This is a genomic window from Metabacillus flavus, from assembly GCF_018283675.1.
GTDB lineage: Bacteria > Bacillota > Bacilli > Bacillales > Bacillaceae > Metabacillus_B > Metabacillus_B flavus.
The window spans coordinates 2,983,368-3,000,779 of record NZ_JAGVRK010000001.1 but is presented as its reverse complement, the minus strand read 5'-3'; the positions used below and the strand labels follow the sequence as shown (position 1 = coordinate 3,000,779).

21 protein-coding genes and 1 pseudogene are annotated in these 17,412 nt (G+C 44.4%); 13 read left to right on the top strand and 9 right to left on the bottom strand.

Annotation, left to right across the window (positions count from 1 at the left end; genetic code table 11):
* Position 1 precedes the first annotated feature (1 nt).
* Positions 2-1,414 (top strand): dihydrolipoyl dehydrogenase family protein, encoded by a 1,413-nt coding sequence (locus J9317_RS15305; RefSeq protein ID WP_211560041.1) that lies wholly within the window; start codon positions 2-4, stop codon positions 1,412-1,414.
* A gap of 51 nt (positions 1,415-1,465) precedes the next feature.
* Here J9317_RS15305 and J9317_RS15300 read toward each other — a convergent pair whose 3' ends face one another.
* From J9317_RS15300 to J9317_RS15290, 3 genes are all read right to left on the bottom strand, one after another.
* On the bottom strand, positions 1,466-2,608 hold the full coding sequence (locus J9317_RS15300) for a glycosyltransferase family 4 protein (protein WP_211560040.1): 1,143 nt from the start codon (positions 2,606-2,608) through the stop codon (positions 1,466-1,468).
* 35 nt (positions 2,609-2,643) lie between these two features.
* Positions 2,644-3,204 (bottom strand): phosphatase PAP2 family protein, encoded by a 561-nt coding sequence (locus J9317_RS15295; RefSeq protein ID WP_211560039.1) that lies wholly within the window; start codon positions 3,202-3,204, stop codon positions 2,644-2,646.
* Positions 3,205-3,430: 226 nt separating this feature from the next.
* Positions 3,431-3,955, bottom strand: a complete 525-nt coding sequence (locus tag J9317_RS15290; protein WP_211560037.1) for a gamma carbonic anhydrase — start codon at positions 3,953-3,955, stop codon at positions 3,431-3,433.
* Positions 3,956-4,062: 107 nt separating this feature from the next.
* On the opposite strand from J9317_RS15290, the gene J9317_RS15285 reads away from it, so the two are divergent.
* Together J9317_RS15285 and J9317_RS15280 are read left to right on the top strand one after the other, a co-directional pair.
* Positions 4,063-4,875 (top strand): alpha/beta hydrolase, encoded by an 813-nt coding sequence (locus J9317_RS15285; RefSeq protein WP_211560035.1) that lies wholly within the window; start codon positions 4,063-4,065, stop codon positions 4,873-4,875.
* The gene (locus tag J9317_RS15280; RefSeq protein ID WP_211560033.1) at positions 4,872-5,942 is read left to right on the top strand and encodes a tetraprenyl-beta-curcumene synthase family protein; all 1,071 of its coding nucleotides are present in this window, start codon (positions 4,872-4,874) and stop codon (positions 5,940-5,942) included. Before J9317_RS15285 ends, J9317_RS15280 begins: the two co-directional genes overlap by 4 nt.
* Positions 5,943-5,983: 41 nt before the next feature.
* Here J9317_RS15280 and J9317_RS15275 read toward each other — a convergent pair whose 3' ends face one another.
* From J9317_RS15275 to mnmL, 5 genes are all read right to left on the bottom strand, one after another.
* Positions 5,984-6,733, bottom strand: coding sequence for an amino acid ABC transporter ATP-binding protein (locus J9317_RS15275; protein WP_211560031.1), 750 nt, complete (start codon positions 6,731-6,733; stop codon positions 5,984-5,986).
* 12 nt (positions 6,734-6,745) lie between these two features.
* Positions 6,746-7,429, bottom strand: a complete 684-nt coding sequence (locus J9317_RS15270; protein ID WP_211560029.1) for an amino acid ABC transporter permease — start codon at positions 7,427-7,429, stop codon at positions 6,746-6,748.
* Positions 7,430-7,444: 15 nt separating this feature from the next.
* Positions 7,445-8,233 (bottom strand): amino acid ABC transporter substrate-binding protein, encoded by a 789-nt coding sequence (locus J9317_RS15265; RefSeq protein ID WP_035409784.1) that lies wholly within the window; start codon positions 8,231-8,233, stop codon positions 7,445-7,447.
* A 173-nt stretch (positions 8,234-8,406) separates the two neighbouring features.
* Positions 8,407-8,979 (bottom strand): tRNA 5-(aminomethyl)-2-thiouridylate-methyltransferase MnmM, encoded by a 573-nt coding sequence (gene mnmM / locus J9317_RS15260; RefSeq protein WP_211560027.1) that lies wholly within the window; start codon positions 8,977-8,979, stop codon positions 8,407-8,409.
* Positions 8,976-9,941, bottom strand: a complete 966-nt coding sequence (gene mnmL, locus J9317_RS15255) for a tRNA modification radical SAM protein MnmL/YtqA (RefSeq protein WP_211560025.1) — start codon at positions 9,939-9,941, stop codon at positions 8,976-8,978. Before mnmL ends, mnmM begins: the two co-directional genes overlap by 4 nt.
* Before the next feature lie 152 nt (positions 9,942-10,093).
* Between mnmL and J9317_RS15250 the strand changes: the two genes are divergently transcribed.
* From J9317_RS15250 to J9317_RS15205, 10 genes are all read left to right on the top strand, one after another.
* Positions 10,094-10,357 (top strand): YtzC family protein, encoded by a 264-nt coding sequence (locus J9317_RS15250; RefSeq protein ID WP_035409777.1) that lies wholly within the window; start codon positions 10,094-10,096, stop codon positions 10,355-10,357.
* 14 nt (positions 10,358-10,371) lie between these two features.
* Positions 10,372-10,521, top strand: coding sequence for a glycogen biosynthesis protein GlgD (locus J9317_RS15245; protein WP_211560024.1), 150 nt, complete (start codon positions 10,372-10,374; stop codon positions 10,519-10,521).
* A gap of 66 nt (positions 10,522-10,587) precedes the next feature.
* On the top strand, positions 10,588-10,761 hold the full coding sequence (locus J9317_RS15240; protein WP_156505866.1) for a hypothetical protein: 174 nt from the start codon (positions 10,588-10,590) through the stop codon (positions 10,759-10,761).
* Positions 10,762-10,907: 146 nt separating this feature from the next.
* Positions 10,908-11,432: a hypothetical protein gene (locus tag J9317_RS15235; protein WP_211560022.1), complete on the top strand. Its 525-nt coding sequence runs from the start codon at positions 10,908-10,910 to the stop codon at positions 11,430-11,432.
* A gap of 13 nt (positions 11,433-11,445) precedes the next feature.
* Entirely contained in the window at positions 11,446-11,736 is a 291-nt protein-coding gene (locus J9317_RS15230) for a hypothetical protein (RefSeq protein ID WP_211560020.1), read from the top strand.
* Between the two features lie 105 nt (positions 11,737-11,841).
* Positions 11,842-12,231 (top strand): GntR family transcriptional regulator, encoded by a 390-nt coding sequence (locus J9317_RS15225; RefSeq protein ID WP_211560018.1) that lies wholly within the window; start codon positions 11,842-11,844, stop codon positions 12,229-12,231.
* Entirely contained in the window at positions 12,224-13,102 is an 879-nt protein-coding gene (locus J9317_RS15220) for an ABC transporter ATP-binding protein (RefSeq protein ID WP_211560016.1), read from the top strand. The genes J9317_RS15225 and J9317_RS15220 overlap by 8 nt, the downstream gene beginning before the upstream one ends.
* Positions 13,096-14,037: an ABC transporter permease subunit gene (locus J9317_RS15215; protein WP_211560014.1), complete on the top strand. Its 942-nt coding sequence runs from the start codon at positions 13,096-13,098 to the stop codon at positions 14,035-14,037. Before J9317_RS15220 ends, J9317_RS15215 begins: the two co-directional genes overlap by 7 nt.
* Before the next feature lie 18 nt (positions 14,038-14,055).
* The gene (locus J9317_RS15210) at positions 14,056-14,754 is read left to right on the top strand and encodes an ABC transporter ATP-binding protein (RefSeq protein WP_211560012.1); all 699 of its coding nucleotides are present in this window, start codon (positions 14,056-14,058) and stop codon (positions 14,752-14,754) included.
* The gene (locus J9317_RS15205) at positions 14,744-16,063 is read left to right on the top strand and encodes an ABC transporter permease (protein WP_211560010.1); all 1,320 of its coding nucleotides are present in this window, start codon (positions 14,744-14,746) and stop codon (positions 16,061-16,063) included. Before J9317_RS15210 ends, J9317_RS15205 begins: the two co-directional genes overlap by 11 nt.
* A gap of 50 nt (positions 16,064-16,113) precedes the next feature.
* Here J9317_RS15205 and J9317_RS15200 read toward each other — a convergent pair.
* Positions 16,114-17,129: pseudogene (locus J9317_RS15200) on the bottom strand (AbrB family transcriptional regulator).
* Positions 17,130-17,412: the final 283 nt, after the last annotated feature.

Below are 17,412 nucleotides of genomic sequence, written 5' to 3'. Positions count from 1 at the left end.
AATGAAGTATGATTTAATTGTCATTGGAGGGGGATCCGGCGGATTAACAGCTGCTGCCGGTGCGGCCTCATTTGGAGCAAAGGTTGCTCTTATTGATAAACGTGATACTCTCGGCGGAGATTGTTTGCATGTGGGCTGTGTGCCATCTAAGGCGCTGATTCATCAGGCAAATGAATTCTACATAGGAAGGAAAGCAGCCGCCAGACACGGATATAACCTGAACGCAGATTTTGATCAGGTCAAGAATTCCGTAAAAACAGCTGTAGCAACCATTCAGCATCATGATTCGGATGACCGCTTCGAACAGCTTGGTGTGGACATTTTTCACGGCACAGCCGAATTCTCAAGCTCGCATGAAGTGATAGTGAACGGCCAAAAGCTGATTGGAAAGCGGTTTGTCATTGCGGTGGGATCAAGTCCGCTCATCCCGGATATTGATGGATTAAAGGAAGCTGGCTTTCAAACGAACGAAACCATTTTTTCCATGCCGGTTTTCCCGAAAAGGCTGGCTATTATAGGCGGAGGGCCAATTGGCGTGGAAATGGGACAGGCATTCGCGAGACTCGGCAGCGAGGTCACCATCATAGACCGTTCTTCAAAAATCCTTGCTAAAGAGGATGAGGATGTAAGAGATTTCATGACCGCTAAGCTGTCTGAAGAAATGGAAATCCGCTCAAAAACAGAAGTGGAGAAGGTTTCTCTTTCAGGACAGAGTAAGGTACTGCATCTTGTATCAGATCAAAAAGGAGAAATGCTTGAAGCAGATGAAATTCTTTTAGCTATGGGGCGCGTCCCGAATACAAAAGGACTGAAAGCGGATAAAGCTGGTGTAGATCTGGATGATAAAGGCCATGTAAAAGTGAACGCTTATCTCCAGACGAACCGGAAGCACATCTTTGCAGCAGGCGATGTAATTGGACAGTATCTTTTCACGCACGCAGCAGGACAAGAGGGGAAAACCATTGTACAGAATGCTCTATTTGGTGTAAAAGGAAAAATTTCATATGATCATATGCCGTGGAACGTATATACAAGGCCGGAGGTTTTTCACCTAGGGTTAACGGAAAAAGAAGCGAAAGAACAGCATGGCAATGTGACCATTTATAAAAAAGCTTTGGATGAAGTCGATCGGTTTGTAACCGAACAGGAAACCGGATTTGTTAAATTAATTATGGATCAAAAAGGAAAGATCCTGGGTGCCCATGCGGTCGGCGAGGGGGCAGGGGATTGGATGCAATCTGTTGTTTTTGCAAAAAGCAGCGGGAAAAAGCTGAGAAGTCTTTCGGGAATGGTATACCCCTATCCGAACCGGGCAGCCGGCATCCAGTCGGCAGCAGATTTATATTGGAGGGAAAAGCTCTTTGACGGGGGCTTGAAAAAATGGGCGGCCAGATATATTAAGTGGTTCCGCTAATAAAGAAAGGCCACGGCTGGTGAAGAGCCGGGGCCTTTTTTATGGTGGTGATTAAGCGTAGCGAACTTCTTCAGGATGAATGATGACTTCTTCATAATCGTTTAAAAGTCCATCGAATATGCTGTCCCAAGTCTGGGTTAAGGCGTAGGTTCTTGCATTACGGGACATTTCCTCCCGTAATCGGTGATTTTCAAGCAAAGAGGAAATGGCATCAATAAAGGCTTCAGAATTACGCGGTTCACACAGCAGCCCGTTTTTTTCTTGAGAAATGATATTTTTTACGCCTCCGGAGTTCGCGCCAATAACAGGGGTTCCGCAGGCAAGGGACTCAAGGACAACATTTCCAAAGGTTTCTGTAGGAGAAGGGAAGACAAACAAATCAGAAGAAGCATAAATTTTTGCAAGATTTCTGCCGCTGACGTAACCGGCAAATGTCATATTTTCAGGAGCGTCCTTCATCATTTCAAGCTTGGATGGTCCGTCTCCCACGATAAGAAAATGAACTTTTTCCCTTAAATGGGCAGGCATCGTTTTCGCTGCGGCCATCAATGTCTGAATGTCTTTCTCAGGAGCGAGACGGCCTGCATAGGAGAGGATAAATGGCTCTTTAATATTGTATTGCTCATGGGCATCAAAACCCTCTAAACTTGGAGAAAACACGGAACAGTCTACCCCTCTTCCCCAAATACGCAAATTGGGGAATCCTTGTACTTTTAGCTGTTCAAGGGTTTCGGGAGATGGCACAAAAAGCTTTTTGAATGGTCTGTGAAACCAATGCATGTATTTCCATAGTATTTTTGAAAAAAACTGAAGGTCGTAATATTCAAGATATTGATCGAAATCCGTGTGATAGGATCCAACGATCGGTATGTTTAATTTTTTTGCATAATGCATTCCGCATAAACCGATATTGAAGGGAGTGGCAATGTGGACGAGATCGGGCTGGAATTTTTGGAGCTCTCCTTTAACCTGAAGCATGTTGGGCCAGGCAACACGGCATTCAGGATATAAAAAGAATGGGAAGCTCGCAAAACGGTGAATGTGACTGGAAAATAAACTTTCTTTCGTGCTCTCTGGTGCAAATACACGATATTCATGGCCGTTCGCTTCAAGGTAGTCTGTGAACCGTTTTAATGTACGGGCTACACCGTTGACATCGGGAGCATACGTATCAGTAAACAATGCGATTTTCATCGAACCCCTCCAGACATTAAAGTCGGACCGAATAATTAAGTGAAATGCAGCAGATTCGGGAACCACTTGCTGACCATCATAAAAGTCATGATGCTTGTAGATGTGCCAAGCAGGCATCCTGCCAGCACGTCAGAAGGATAATGAAGTCCAAGATAGATACGGGAAAGCCCCACACTAATTCCTAAAGGGATCAGAATCAAGGCAAGACTGGGCATGAAAAGCAAGAAAGGTATAATGACGGAAAAAATGGCTGTTGTATGTCCGGATGGAAAAGAATGATCCTCTAATGGATTGGCAGGCACCTTCGTCTCCAAAAGTGAAATATACGGCCGCTTTCTTGGATACATTTTTTTTACCATGGCAACTGGAATGTGGCTTAATGCAAGAGATGCCGCACTGGCTATCGCTACCCATTTAACAGGGCCCTGCGCAAATAAAATCATGGCTAAGCAGACTAAAATGGTTAGAGTCGCTCCTCCAACATGTGTGATATTCCGAAAGTACAAGTTGAGAAACTTGCGGTCAAAATGTCTGTTGACGCTTCGGAAGAGCTTGCATTCGAAATCATACATGTTTGCAATCAGCTTGGTTTTCATATAATCAGATGCTCCTTTACAAACGCCTTTTATACTATTCTAATTTAGAATTATTTAGTTAATAATAAGAATTTGTAAAGAAATTCAATCTTTTTTTTTCAATTCCTTTAAGAAGACGTAAAAAACCTGATTTTCCAAGGGATGAGGGCATCATTCTTTTGAAGTCATGCCCCGCCATGATAAAATATAGTCAATCTTCCGTCAGCGGGGGATTAAGAGCAGCTTACTATCCTTTTTGAATTGGGATGGCCTTTTTGTAAATTTGCGCCTTTTCCGTGTATTCTCTGCGGATGCGGGCCATATCCTTCAAATCCTCGTCATTCAGGGGACGGATTACTTTAGCCGGCCGTCCGAAAGCCAGGGTATTGGGAGGGATTTTTTTTCCGGGAGGAACGAGACTTCCTGCTCCTATAAAGGCGCCTTCACCGATTTCAGCTCCGTCTAAAATCAGGGAACCCATGCCGATTAAAGCATTTCTTTTGATAATGGAGCTGTGGAGAATGACCTGATGGCCGACGGTAACATCATCTTCAATGATTAATGGGTTGCCGGGACTTTGATGAAGGCAGCATTGATCCTGGATATTTACCCGTTTTCCGATAATGGTTGGTGCTACATCCCCTCGGATAACCGTATTGAACCAGATGCTTGACTCGTCACCGATTTTTACATCTCCGGAAATGGTTACATAATCAGCAATAAAAGCACTTTCAGATATTTCAGGTATGTATTCGTTATATGGATAGATCATTTATTAAACATCCTTTCACGTAATTAGGGAATTCTAATTACATTATAATAAAACAAAGGCTCCTTGTAAGGAGATGCAGGAAAATTGTGAGAAAGGAAGGGATTCTTATGTGGAAATGGGAAGCAGACCGTCCTAAGGGAGTGATCGTCATGATTCATGGCGCAGCCGAGCATCACAGACGCTATAAATGGCTGATTGAGAATTGGAGATGCGCGGGCTATAACGTCATCATGGGAGACTTGCCGGGACAAGGAACCTCAACCAGAAGAAGAGGACATATTCAGTCCTTTAATGAATACATAAATGAGCTAAGCTTATGGCTGACAGAAGCAGACAAGTATGATCTTCCTTTATTTCTTCTCGGACACAGCATGGGAGGCCTGATTGCCATCAGAGCCTTGCAGGAGAAAGAACACAAGCTGGCCGGAGTGATTCTCTCATCACCGTGCCTTGGTTTAATCCACAAGCCGAATCGGGCATTGGATGTCCTGTCAAAGGGGCTGAACGTTGTATACCCCGGACTTCTGATGAATTCCAACCTGTCCATTGAGATGGCGACACGCAATAAGTCTGTTATTGAAATCGATGAAAATGATCCCCTATATGTAACCAAAGTTTCGGTTCGCTGGTACAGGGAGCTCCTGCATGCTATAGATCAGGCGAACGGCAAACAGCATAAATTCCCGGATATACCCGTCCTTCTTATGCAGGGAGGCGATGATAAAATAGTGGATAAGAATGCCGTGAAATCGTGGTTCAACCGTTTGGATGCCACCGAAAAAGCGTATAAGGAATGGAAAGGGTTTTATCACGAAATTTTCAATGAGCCTGAACGCGATCAGGTTTTTAAAATGGCCCATGCTTTTGCCGAAAACCATCTTCCGGAGCTTCCGAAAGAAGAGTGGAGTGAATCGACATGACCATCCCAACCTCGCCTTTTTCACTTATGAAAAAGGTGTACAAAAATGTGTTCCCGCTTGTGCACCATTATTTGGGTGAGTGGAAGAAAAAGGCTGAACTCATACCGAATGAAGAGCTGAGAAGCCAGGCGATGGCAAGCATCTCTGAAAAATCATTCCACTGTGAAGGCGGAGGGATCCTTGCAATATTGGCAGGGCCCAATATGAAAGAATGCGTAGAGTTTATCGTCGCCTATCAGACGATCAGCGATTACCTGGATAACCTGTGCGACCGCAGTACATCGCTCGATCCGGATGATTTCAGAATGCTGCATCAGTCCATGCCTGACGCACTTACGGTCGGGGCGGAGCTGAAAAATTATTATTCATTCCGGGAGGATCAGGATGATGGCGGATATTTGCATGATCTTGTCTCCATATGCCAAAGACAGCTGGGGAAAATTGAGGGCTACCCTCATATAAAAGATACACTGCTTGAGCTGTCCGGGTATTACTGTGATCTTCAAGTACATAAGCATGTCCAGATTGATGAGAGGGTGCCGCGTCTTGAAACATGGTTCGAGCATCATCGAAGCGCGCTTCCTGAAATGGAATGGTACGAGTTCTCTGCCTGCAGCGGTTCAACCCTCGGCATTTTTTGCCTTGCAGCTTACGGATTCCAGAACTCCTATGATGAGAACTTGGCCAAGCAGATCCGGGACAGCTATTTCCCTTATATTCAGGGACTGCACATTCTGCTGGACTACTTAATCGATCAGGAAGAGGATCGAGCAGGGGGAGATTTGAACTTTTGCAGCTATTACCCGACAGAAGAAAGCATGATGAAAAGGCTTAAGCATTTTATCGAAAAAGCGGACAGCAGTTTAAAAGGAATCCCGCATGAAGGGTTTCACAAGCTCATCAATAGGGGGCTGCTCGGCGTGTACCTTTCCGACAGGAAAGTAACGTCCAGAAAAGAACTGAATAAGCTTGCGCGAACGTTGTTGAGGAGGGGCGGCGGAACGTCTCTGTTTTTTTACCTGAACGGCAGAGCCTACCGTACGTTCCAGAAAATGACCGCTCAGTGAATACAAAAAAGCTGCAGAAATTTCTTCTGCAGCTTTTGCAATTAAATAGTTGCCTGTACCTTATTCAAAAATTGAAGGGTGCGGGCATTTTTCGTTTGATCGAATACTTCCTGAGGAGAGCCTGTTTCCACAACAGTCCCGTTATCCATGAAAATCACGAGGTCCGCTGCATCTCTTGCAAAATGCATCTCATGGGTGACGATCACCATCGTCATCCCTTCGTTCGCAAGGTTTTTCATGACCTTCAGCACTTCTCCGACAAGCTCGGGGTCAAGTGCCGAGGTCGGTTCGTCAAACAGCAGAACATCCGGATCCATCGCCATAGCACGGGCGATTCCAACACGCTGCTGCTGACCGCCGGACAATTGATGAGGGTACATGTCCGCTCTGTCCAAAAGTCCGACCTTTTCCAGCTGGAGGAGGGCTTTTTTCCGCGCTTCGTCTTTAGACAATCCTTTAACCACAACCTGGCCTTCCATCACGTTTTGCACAGCCGTTAAATGCGGAAATAGGTTATAGCTTTGAAAGACCATCCCCGTTTGCTTTCTGAATCCGGCCACCGTGCTGGTTTTCAGCTTTTGTTTTTCCGAGAACTGAATGGTTTCCGTTCCAAGCTGAATTGTTCCTGCATTCGGTACCTCAAGGAGATTCAGGCAGCGCAGCAAAGTCGTTTTGCCGGAACCCGATGGGCCGATAATGACAGCTGTTTTTCCTTTTTCTATCGTTAAATCTATGCCTTTTAAAACTTCAAGCTCTCCAAAGCGTTTATAAAGATTGCTTATTTTGATCATGACAGCCCCTCCTTATTTGGCAATGCCGCGTTCAAATCGGCGTTCCAGTTTGGTTTGCAGCCAGGAAAGTATGGTGCTGAAAATAAGGTAGATAAAGGCTACTTCTATATACAGCCAAAGCGGTTCATAGTATACGGCCGCAATCTGCTGACCTTTTTGGAACATTTCCGTAACCGTGATGGTTGCAGCAAGCGATGTATCCTTCACTAGGCTAATAAAAGAATTTCCAAGCGGAGGAATGGATACACGCACCGCCTGCGGAAGAATGATTCTCCGGATCGCCTGAGCTCTCGTCATGTTAATCGAATAGGCGGCTTCCCATTGTCCCTTTGGTATAGACAAAATGGCAGCACGGATGATTTCCGAGGTGTAAGCTCCCTTGTTAAGGGTGAACCCGATGACCGCGGCTGTGAATGGATCCAGTGTAATCCCGACGCTACCCAGTCCAAAGAATAGGATAAACAGCTGAACGAGCAGCGGTGTTCCCCGGAAAACCCAGACATAGAAGCCTGATATGGCCGTAAGGATCCGAATATTCGACATACGGGCTAGGGCAACGAAAAACGCTAAAATCAGACCAAGGGCAAAAGTGATAAGGGTCAGAGGAATGGTAAAGGCAATTCCTGCTTTTAAAAGCGGAAAAAAGGATTCGGTTAGAATCCCTATAATCCGCTGTGAACGTTCATCAGCAAACATATTCACTCAAATCCTTTATTTCGAGACATCTGTACCGAACCATTTTTCGGAGATCTTCAAGTAAGTACCGTCTTTTTTCATTTCAGCCAATGCTTTGTCGACTTCTTCTTTCAGCTTTCCGCTGTCTTTGCGGAAAAGGAATGCATTTTCTGTCGCTTCTTTTTCTTCATAAACTTTCTTAATTGGAAGCTCAGGACGCTGTTTTTTCAAATCAAGGTATGAAAGACTGTCATTGATTGTCGCATCGATTCTTCCAGCAGCAATCAAATCAATGGATTGATTGAAGCCATCCACAACCGTATTAGTTGCACCGTTTTCTTCAGCAATTTTACGATAGTTGCTGTCCAGTGACTGCCCTACTTTTTTGCCTTTTAAATCCTTTAGGGATTTAATCTCGTTATTGTCTTCCTTTACGATAAGAACCGCTTTTGAAACGATGTAAGGCTCAGACATATCGTACTTCTCTAAACGTTCAGGGCGGATCGCTACTTCATTGGCAACCATGTCATAGCGTTTGGAATCAAGACCTGCAATCATTCCATCCCATTTTGCTTCGATAAATTTAGGTTTAATATCAAGGCGTTTAAAAACCTCTTTTGCAATCTCTACATCAAATCCTGTAAGGTTTCCCTGTTTGTCATGAAACGTAAATGGCGCGTATGTACCTTCCGTTCCAATCGTAACTTCGCCTTTTTCTTTAATGGAATCATACAGACTTCCAGCGCTTTCTTCTTTTTTCGAACCGCAAGCAGCTAATGCAAGCAAAGCAGCCGCTATAAGAAAAATGGATAAAAATCTTCTCATTTTTGTAATCCCCCAGTTAGTTGATAGGTTTAATTTATTTAAAAAATACTTTATAAGATTAAGGCAGAAATTGTCGAAAGTCAACGAAGAAATCTCGAATTTAGTATTTTATTTTTGAGGTGAATTTATTCTTCCCTGCAAACGAAAAAACCGGCTCATCGGCCGGCGCTTTTTTATCTTTTTTCAATTGCACAAATAAAGGGGGGATTATTCTTTTGATTAATAAACTGATACTGAATCACATGGGCTTCATCCTGTGGAAGGTTTTTTGCAAATTCAAGGACCGCGTTTTTTTCTATTTTCCCTTCAGGATGCCCATGGTAAATGACAAGAACGATGATTCCCTCAAGCTTAAGCATGCGGAAAAGCTGGCTGATGCCTGCAATGGTGGAGTCAGGGGACGTCACAATTTCTTTATTGCCTCCGGGGAGATAGCCGAGGTTGAAAACCGCTCCGGCAAGTTTTCCATGGTATTCAGCAGGAATGAATTCCTCAGCGTACTCGTGGCCTTTATGAAAAAGGGTTACACGGCTGCTGAGATTTTTCTCCTCAAGGAGCCTCTCGGTTGCCAGGAGGGCATCCTCTTGAATATCGAAGCTGAATACCTGGCCCGATTCACCTGTTAATCCGGCCAGAAAAGCTGTGTCATGACCATTCCCCGCGGTCGCATCAACTGCGATATCGCCAGGCTGAACGGCAGCAGAAAGCAAATCCCTGCAGAAGGGAAGAATCCGGGTTACAATCATTGAATGCCCACCCCTTCTGCCTGAAAAAATTTTCCCTGAAAACTGCCGCGCCGCTCCATTTCAGCGTCAATCGCATTAATAACCGACCATTTATTTACGCTCCACATCGGCCCAATCATTAAATCAATCGGACCATCCCCCGTAATCCGGTGCACAATCATTTCAGGAGGGATGACCTCCAGCTGATCGCAAACGAGCTGAACATAATCCTCGAATGACAGAAACTCAAGCATCCCTTTTTCATATTGCTTTACCATCGGAGTGCCCTTCAATAGATGAAGAAGATGAATTTTAATCCCCTGCACATCCAGTTTCGCAACCTCTCTGGCAGTATGCATCATCATATCCCGATCTTCAAGAGGAAGTCCGTCAATAATATGGGTGCAAACCCGGATTCCATGCTTCCTTAATTTGTTTACTCCTTCAACATAGGAAGGATAATCATGTGCCCGGTTAATAAGCAAAGCCGTCCGTTCATGAACCGTCTGAAGCCCGAGCTCTACCCATAAATAAGTACGCTTGTTCAGCTCAGCCAAATATTCAACCACATCATCAGGAAGACAATCCGGTCTCGTGGCAATAGAAAGACCGACAACATCTTCAAATCCAAGCACGGTTTCAAACTTTTCCTTTAATTCCTCCAGAGGTGCGTGCGTATTCGTGTAGGCTTGAAAGTAAGCCATATACTTTCCGTCTTTCCACTTCTGATGCATTTTTGCTTTACCTTCATGGAATTGAGTTGTAAGATCATCCGCACGGCTGCCGGCAAAATCTCCGGATCCTGCAGCACTGCAAAATGTACAGCCTCCGTAAGCGACCGTTCCATCGCGGTTCGGGCAATCAAATCCCCCGTCTAACGCCACTTTAAAAACTTTATGTCCAAAGAAATCTTTTAAATGATAATTCCATGTATGATACCTTTTTTTATCGTTCGCATATGGAAAAGGGTTGGACTGAATCAAATCAGAAAAGCCTCCCGAAAAATTTATAGTCATTAAGCCATTTTAGCACGCCCGTTTTTTGAATGACAAATTTTCTCGGTGTTAAAACTCCAGCCATCGTAAACCCTATAAAAGTGAAGCATCGAACCTGAATAATGGAAGGAGATTATACAATGGCCACAAGGCAATCGGTTGAAGAGTATATGCAAATGTGCACAGACACATACAACTATGCAAAAGAGCAATTTGAAAGCGGAGCAAAGCAGGAGCATTACCATGACCAGGAATACACAGAAGCCCAATCCAAGCTCGAGGACGCTGTAAATGAACTAAACAAACTCACATTAAGCTGTGATGACCAGCAAAAAGAACAGCTATACAGAATGAGGCTTCAGCTGCAGCAGCTGCAAAACGAAATGATTCTTCAAAGACATTAAGGAGGTTCACACCCGTGAAAAAACGTTCCGATCAGAACAACCCAGAACAAAAAACCGGCCAAAGCGAATTTTCCAAAGAACTGGATCCAGTATCAAAGGCAAAACAGAAATACGCGAAGCAGGGCCAGCCAATCAAATCCAAACAACACCCGGCTGAAAACTAAAACAACGTCATCCCTCGTTTCCTGAAAATAAAAAAAGGGAAGAAGAATTACAGGAGGAGATGCGTAATGAAAACATATATCGTGCAATATACAGACAAAGAAACAGGCGAGCGGGTCTTCGACGGACCCGCCTTCGGAAGCGAAGTAGAAGCCATGGAAATGCAGCGGGAGCTCGAAGAAAAAGGCCACATGGATGTGACAGTTGAAAGCGAAAATGACATCCAGCTGGATCGTGAATAGGGCAAGGAGTTATGGAAGGCACCCTGAATTTATTGGGGTGCTTTTTTGTTTGGGGTTTTTTGGGGGAAGGGGAAAGTGGAACCGGGTTTGAATGCCAGGCAAGAATGCGTGGGAAACGTGGAACAGTGTGGGGATGCCAGGCAAGAATGCTGGGCAAACCGGAAAACTGGTGCGATGCCAGGCAAGAATGCCAGGCAAACCGGAAGATGGGTGTGAATGCCAGGCAAGGATGCCAGGCAAACCGAAAACCAAGTGCGATGCAGGCAAGAATGCCAGGCAAACCGGAAACCAAGTACGATGCCAGGCAAGATTGCCAGGTAAACCGCGGAAACCAAGTGCGATGCCAGGCAAGAATGCCAGGCAAACCGGAAAACAGGTGCGATGCCTGGCAAGAATGCCAGGCAAACCGGAAACCAGGTGTGATGCCAGGCAAGAATGCCAGGCAAACCTCGGAAACCAAGTGCGATGCCAGGCAAGAATGCCAGGCAAACCGTAAACCAGGTGCAATGCCAGGCAAGAATGCCAGGCAAACCGAAAACCAAGTGCGATGCCTGGCAAGAATGCCAGGCAAACCGGAAACCAGGTGTGATGCCAGGCAAGAATGCCAGGCAAACCTCGGAAACCAAGTGCGATGCCAGGCAAGAATGCCAGGCAAACCGAAAACCAAGTGAGATGCAGGCAAGAATGCCAGGCAAACCGGAAACCAAGTACGATGCCAGGCAAGAATGCCAGGCAAACCGCGGAAACCAAGTACGATGCCAGGCAAGAATGCCAGGCAAACCGCGGAAACCAAGTACGATGCCAGGTAAGAATGCCAGGCAAACCGCGGAAACCAGGTGCAATGCCAGGCAAGAATGCCAGGCAAGAATGCCAGGCAAGAATGCCAGGCAAGACGGGAAAACCGGTGCGATGACGGCAACACAGGTAAACTGGCTGATCTTCCGCATAACCCCATTACCTCTATTTCCAACATGAAAAATTGCCGTTGACAAATCACATCCAACTGTATATTGTGATAAGTGTATTAATCATTGTAGTACACCTAATACAGTTCATTCAATATAAGAAAGTAGGGAGATCATGATACAAATTGATCCTCGCAGCTCGACGCCTATTTATGAACAGGTGGTTCAGAGTATGAAGGAGCTGTGTTTAAAAGGGGCTCTAAAACCGGGGGATAAACTTCCTTCTGTTCGTGAATTAGCGACGATTATTATTGCGAATCCAAATACCGTGGGAAAAGCATACAAGGAGCTTGAACGTGAAGGCATTATTGAGACGTTAAGAGGCCGGGGAACCTTCGTTTCGGAGAATGTCAAAATAAAACTGGATGAGGGGAAGATGGAAATGCTTAAGGAGCAGCTGAAGACATTGATTATTGATGCGGCTTATGCAGGGATAGATATTAATGAGCTCCATGAGTGGATTGATGAAATTAAGAAAGAGGTTGGGGGAAGGGAAGATGCTTGAGGTTCGGAATCTGTCTAAGAAGATGAATGGGGAGCTTATTCTTCAGAATGTATCGTTTACTCTGGGAGAGGGAGAGATTTTCGGGCTGCTGGGACGGAATGGTTCTGGAAAGACGACACTTTTGCGTTTGATTGAACAGATTTTGCTTCCGGACCACGGTGAGATTATGTTCAACGATCTTCCAATTGCCGCCCACCCGGAAGTTAAGAGAAAAGTTGTATATGTCCCAATCCGGAACGGGTTTTATGATCGGTATACATATAAACAGCTGATCAGGATTCTTAAGCCGATGTATCCAGATTTTGATGTGACGTACGCGAATGAGCTTATGAACCGCTACAGTTTGTCTGAGACGAAAAAATACCGTGACTTGTCAACGGGCTTGAAAAAGCAATTTGCATTAATTATTGCGTTTGCGATGAGACCTGAGGTGATTTTGCTGGATGAACCTACCGATGGGATTGATGCGGTTACTCGGCACGATGTTCTTGAATTGATGATTGATGAGGTGGCTAACCGGAATACATCGATTGTCGTTACGTCACACCGTTTAGAGGATATTGAGCGGATTTGCAGCAGGATTGCTTTTTTAGAGGATAATACGCTTTCGAATTTGGTGGATATGGAAGATGTGAAGGAAGATTATTTGAAGGTTCAGCTTGCATTTGAAAATGACCGGCATCTCCAGATTCGTGAGAGGGGTCTGCCGATTTTGGATCATACAGGCGTGTTTTATACTGTTTTATTGGAAAAGAAAAACGAAGAACAAAGAGATTGGCTAAAATCCCTTGAACCGAGGATTTGGAATGAACTTCCGGTAAGCCTCGAGGAAGTTTTCATTGCCAAGTTTGGAGGTAAACGCAGATGGTAAAAGGTCTTATTTTAAAAGAAATGAGGCAGACTGTTGCAGGACTGGTTACGACGTTAGCTATTTTAATTATTTACCTTCCCTGGATGATATTGAATGCCTATTCTTTTTATTTAAAAGGGCAGGGGAACATATTTGAATTTGATTTGATGGACTCAAGTTTTAGTGGAATGGTATGGATTATTCCATTTATATTGGCTATTGGCCAGCTTGGTTCAGAAAAACAGAGAGGAAGCATGGATTTTACATTATCTCTGCCGTATTCCCGAAGCACGATTTACTGGGGGAAGTGGCTTATTGGCTTGGCCATGATTTTAATCGGGTTGATTATTTCTTATTTAATCAGTTCCGGAATTTTCTTTTTTACGAATGCAGTGGTTGATGATAGCATGCTCCTTTATTATTGCAATACCTTTGTTTCAGCATTGCTGCTTTATTCGCTTGTATTTGCAGCAGGGTGCCTGACGGGTACGTCCTTTGCACAGGGGCTTGTTGCAGGAAGCATGCTTATATTACCGGGACTTACTGTATCAGTAATCTCGATGAATCTTGCAGTGTTCGTTGATAGCACATTTTATTATGATGAGCGTGTAATGGAGGTGCTTTCTTTATTCACAGGGATCAATTCAATCCTTTATACAGAAGGCGTCTCTACTTTAGACATCTTCATTCCACTGGTACTTATCCTTATTTATACAGCTATCGGATATTTTACTTTCATACATCATCCTGTTGAAAGGAACGGTTATTTCTTTTTATGGAAAGGGTTTAACCTGCCTGTATTTATTCTTGTTCTGTTGCTCGGAATGTTCGGGTTTGCCGGATTTGGCTTTTCCATCGGAGGGGAATCCATGATTGGCTATTTCTCCGGATTGCTCATTGGGGCAGGGGTGGGAGCAGGTATTGGCTACTATACCATTTATAAGAAAGCAAAATAAAAAATGGGGAGATTTTATATGATACAAATCAACGATCTATCTCATTCCTTCTTTGTCGGAAAAAAAGGGAAGGAGAGGGAAATTCCGGTGCTGACCGGTATTTCCCTTGATATTGAAAAGGGTGAAATTGCTTCTATTGTCGGCCGGAGCGGATCGGGTAAATCGACGCTGCTGAACTTGATTTCAGGATTTATGAAGCCGGTTGCGGGACAGATTCTTATTAATGGACAGGATGTAACTCAATTTAATGAAAAGAAGTGGGCGGAGTTCCGATTAGAGAATTTTGGGTTTATCTTTCAGAATTTTCAGTTGATACCGAGTCTGTCAACCTTTGAAAATATTGCTCTTCCTTTAACTCTTAGAGGAGTTTCTGCATCTCAGCGGAAAATAAGAGTGAATGAAATGCTTGGCCGTGTTGGTCTCTTAGAGCAGGCGAATCATTATCCAAATGAGCTTTCGGGCGGTCAGCAGCAGCGTGTCAGCATTGCGAGGGCTCTCATTTTGAATCCTCAGATCATTCTCGCGGATGAACCGACTGGAAGTCTGGACTCAGAAACAGAAAAAGAGATTCTAGGACTGATACAAGAGCTGAACCGCGAGAAGGGAATTACCTTTTTTATCATCACACATGATGATGAAGTAGCGGAAATAAGCCATAAGCGCTTCAATCTTCATGATGGCGTATTAGTGAATGGGGGTGTGCCGGTTGAAGTTTAAGGATCAGATCGGATTTGTCCGGCAAAATATTAAAAAGAACCGTCTTCGTGTTTTCATGACCATTCTAGCGACAACGATGGGCTGTTCCTTCCTGATTGTTTTAGCTTCGGTTGGGTTTGGATTTCAAAAAACGCTGACAGATGAAATTCAAAGGCAGCAGATCCTTACGGAAGTGAAGGTTGAAGGAAAACAGAATGGAGAAGATTCTGCCAAGCCCATTACGAGCAGCTTAATAAAGGATATTGAGAAAACTGAGAATGTGAAAGCGGTCGTTACGAGAAACATGATTGAGGCCCCGGCAAAAGCTCAGTTAGAAGGAAGAACGGGACAAAATTTCACATCGATTGTAACGAATATGAAGCAGGAGAAAAAAGCGAATCTATCCCTTGACCGGGGGAGAATGCCAGAGAAGCCGAATGAAATCGTGGTTGGGTATCATTTTGGAAAACAGCTTCTCACTGAAAATGAACAGAAGCAGCTTGATGCATACAACTCTAATCCAGAAGGCAATGTGAAGAGACCTGAAGGATACAAAGAGGACGTGCTAAACAAAAAAGTAACGTTTGTGTATACCGATCTAAACGGGAAAGAAAAGTCTTATCCGTTGGTCATTACGGGAGTATCCAAAAAGCCTGCAAGAGATTTTATGGAAGACACAAATGTGATGATCGGGGACAATATGCTGAAAGAGCTGGCTCCGCTAGTCAATCCGGATTTTGATTATGAAAAGGAAATAACGTATACGAATGTGAACGCTTATGCGTCATCAATTGATCAGGTGGATGGACTGACAAAAGCACTTAAAGATAAAGGCTATCTCGTTTACTCGATTACAGAGGAGCTTGAAAGCATGAATCTATTTTTCACTGCCTTTAAGGTTGGGCTGATCTTTGTTGGGACGGTAGCTGTATTAATCGCCTCTATTGGTATTTTCAATACGATGACAATGGCCGTTACGGAAAGGACGCAGCAAATTGGAATTATGAAGGCGATCGGTGCGCAGCCAAACATGATCAGAAGGCTGTTTTTAATGGAGAGCGCATGGATTGGGGTTGCAGGGTCTGTGATCGGGGTTGTCATTTCTTATGGGATAAGCTGGGCTGCAAATAAAATTGTCCCGCTTATCCTGCAGTCAACAGCTGGCGGGGGTGAGGCCGCTCCTTTTGATATGCAGATTTCCTATATCCCGGTGTCACTCGTTCTTATTGCAGCCGCCATCAGCATTGGAGTGGCCATCCTATCCGGCCTGCGTCCAGCTGTAAAGGCGACGAATATTGATGTTTTGTCCGCGCTTCGGCGTGAAATTTAATTAGCGCAAAAAACCAGTTAGGATCACCTAACTGGTTTTTTGCATGTGATTTATTCTATTTTCGATGCCTCTGCAGCCAAACTTCTTTTCAAAATCGTCCTGAAAATAACCCTGATGAGCGGGGGAACGGCAAGGAAGATAAATAGAATCCGGAATAGCTGGTAGCAAACCACAATAGAAAGATCGGCGTTTACTTCCTTTCCAATCAGCGCCATTTGGTCCATACCTCCGGGGATAGGCTTAAAAATGCGCTAACAAAGGTGATGGGATGCAGCTGTGTAAGGAGAAGACTCAAGCAGATAGAGCCGGAAATCAGCAGCAATCCGCTTAGCAAAGCAAGGAAAGCAATTCTTACCTTATTTTTTAATCTTTCAGGCTTCAGCATGAGTCCGATATACGCACCGATCATCAGCTGGGAGATATTCAGGATGGATTGAGGAAGAGGCGGTCCGTCATACCCTGATAGATTGAGAATAATGGTCACAATCATCGGTCCGAGTAAGTAGGCCGTCGGGAGTTTTAATTTTTTTCCGATGATGGCTGCCAGTATACAGATGACTGCGAAAATCCAAATGTGAGGAAATAGCCCGTCCCAGCCGGCAGCCCTCTGAACGCCTGCAGCATGATGGTCCGGATTTCCAAACAAGGGACTGAATATCAGCAGCGGTACACAGAAGACAATCATCATCAGCCTGGATACCTGGAGAAAGGTGACAACCGTTATGTCAATCCCCTTTGTTTCCTCTGCAAGGGGAATGATCTGGCTCAGCCCGCCCGGTATACTGCCCATTAATATGGTGGGAAAAGAAATTCCGGATAGTTTGGAGACGATTATTGAAATGATGGTTGATAGCATGAGAAGCATCGCGGTGAGCAGGATCATGGCAGGAAGCTGCAGTCCGATTTGGTGCAGCGCCTCCATTGTAAAAGACAACCCGATGGTATAGCCTACGATTACCATTCCGGAATTCCTTATTTGCTGAGGCCAGTATAGCTTGGTGCTATGAAAAATGTTTGAGCCGATCAGTACAAAAACCATGGAGCCGATCAGCCATGGAATTGGCATTGAAATCAGCTGAAAACCAATACCGCCAGTCCCTGCAAAAAGCAACGTGATCATAAATGAAACCCACTTATAGTTTTGCATAGCTGCATTCCTTCTTTTCTGAAATTGCATGTTTGTTTCCATTATAAAGTCTTTCCGAACCATATGCGAATCCCGTAAATTGATAGATTCCTGGACTGTTAAGAAAAAACCAACCTAAATCAATGGGATTTCTCTGATTGGAACTTCCAATTATCAGAAATGTTTTTTATTTATTAAACCAGTATTCTTCTATTGAAAAACG

Bases quoted from the DNA above. Each gene is read 5' to 3' on its own strand.
- J9317_RS15305 (WP_211560041.1), top strand. From the start codon at position 2: ATGAAGTATGATTTAATTGTCATTGGAGGGGGATCCGGCGGATTAACA.
- J9317_RS15275 (WP_211560031.1), bottom strand. From the start codon at position 6,733: ATGATCAAAATAAGCAATCTTTATAAACGCTTTGGAGAGCTTGAAGTT.
- J9317_RS15210 (WP_211560012.1), top strand. From the start codon at position 14,056: ATGATACAAATCAACGATCTATCTCATTCCTTCTTTGTCGGAAAAAAA.
- J9317_RS15280 (WP_211560033.1), top strand. From the start codon at position 4,872: ATGACCATCCCAACCTCGCCTTTTTCACTTATGAAAAAGGTGTACAAA.
- J9317_RS15235 (WP_211560022.1), top strand. From the start codon at position 10,908: ATGCTGGGCAAACCGGAAAACTGGTGCGATGCCAGGCAAGAATGCCAG.
- J9317_RS15300 (WP_211560040.1), bottom strand. From the start codon at position 2,608: ATGAAAATCGCATTGTTTACTGATACGTATGCTCCCGATGTCAACGGT.
- J9317_RS15225 (WP_211560018.1), top strand. From the start codon at position 11,842: ATGATACAAATTGATCCTCGCAGCTCGACGCCTATTTATGAACAGGTG.
- J9317_RS15270 (WP_211560029.1), bottom strand. From the start codon at position 7,429: ATGTTTGCTGATGAACGTTCACAGCGGATTATAGGGATTCTAACCGAA.
- J9317_RS15285 (WP_211560035.1), top strand. From the start codon at position 4,063: ATGTGGAAATGGGAAGCAGACCGTCCTAAGGGAGTGATCGTCATGATT.
- J9317_RS15215 (WP_211560014.1), top strand. From the start codon at position 13,096: ATGGTAAAAGGTCTTATTTTAAAAGAAATGAGGCAGACTGTTGCAGGA.
- J9317_RS15290 (WP_211560037.1), bottom strand. From the start codon at position 3,955: ATGATCTATCCATATAACGAATACATACCTGAAATATCTGAAAGTGCT.
- J9317_RS15295 (WP_211560039.1), bottom strand. From the start codon at position 3,204: ATGAAAACCAAGCTGATTGCAAACATGTATGATTTCGAATGCAAGCTC.
- J9317_RS15230 (WP_211560020.1), top strand. From the start codon at position 11,446: ATGCCAGGCAAACCGGAAACCAAGTACGATGCCAGGCAAGAATGCCAG.
- J9317_RS15240 (WP_156505866.1), top strand. From the start codon at position 10,588: ATGAAAACATATATCGTGCAATATACAGACAAAGAAACAGGCGAGCGG.
- J9317_RS15220 (WP_211560016.1), top strand. From the start codon at position 12,224: ATGCTTGAGGTTCGGAATCTGTCTAAGAAGATGAATGGGGAGCTTATT.
- J9317_RS15265 (WP_035409784.1), bottom strand. From the start codon at position 8,233: ATGAGAAGATTTTTATCCATTTTTCTTATAGCGGCTGCTTTGCTTGCA.
- mnmM (WP_211560027.1), bottom strand. From the start codon at position 8,979: ATGATTGTAACCCGGATTCTTCCCTTCTGCAGGGATTTGCTTTCTGCT.
- J9317_RS15250 (WP_035409777.1), top strand. From the start codon at position 10,094: ATGGCCACAAGGCAATCGGTTGAAGAGTATATGCAAATGTGCACAGAC.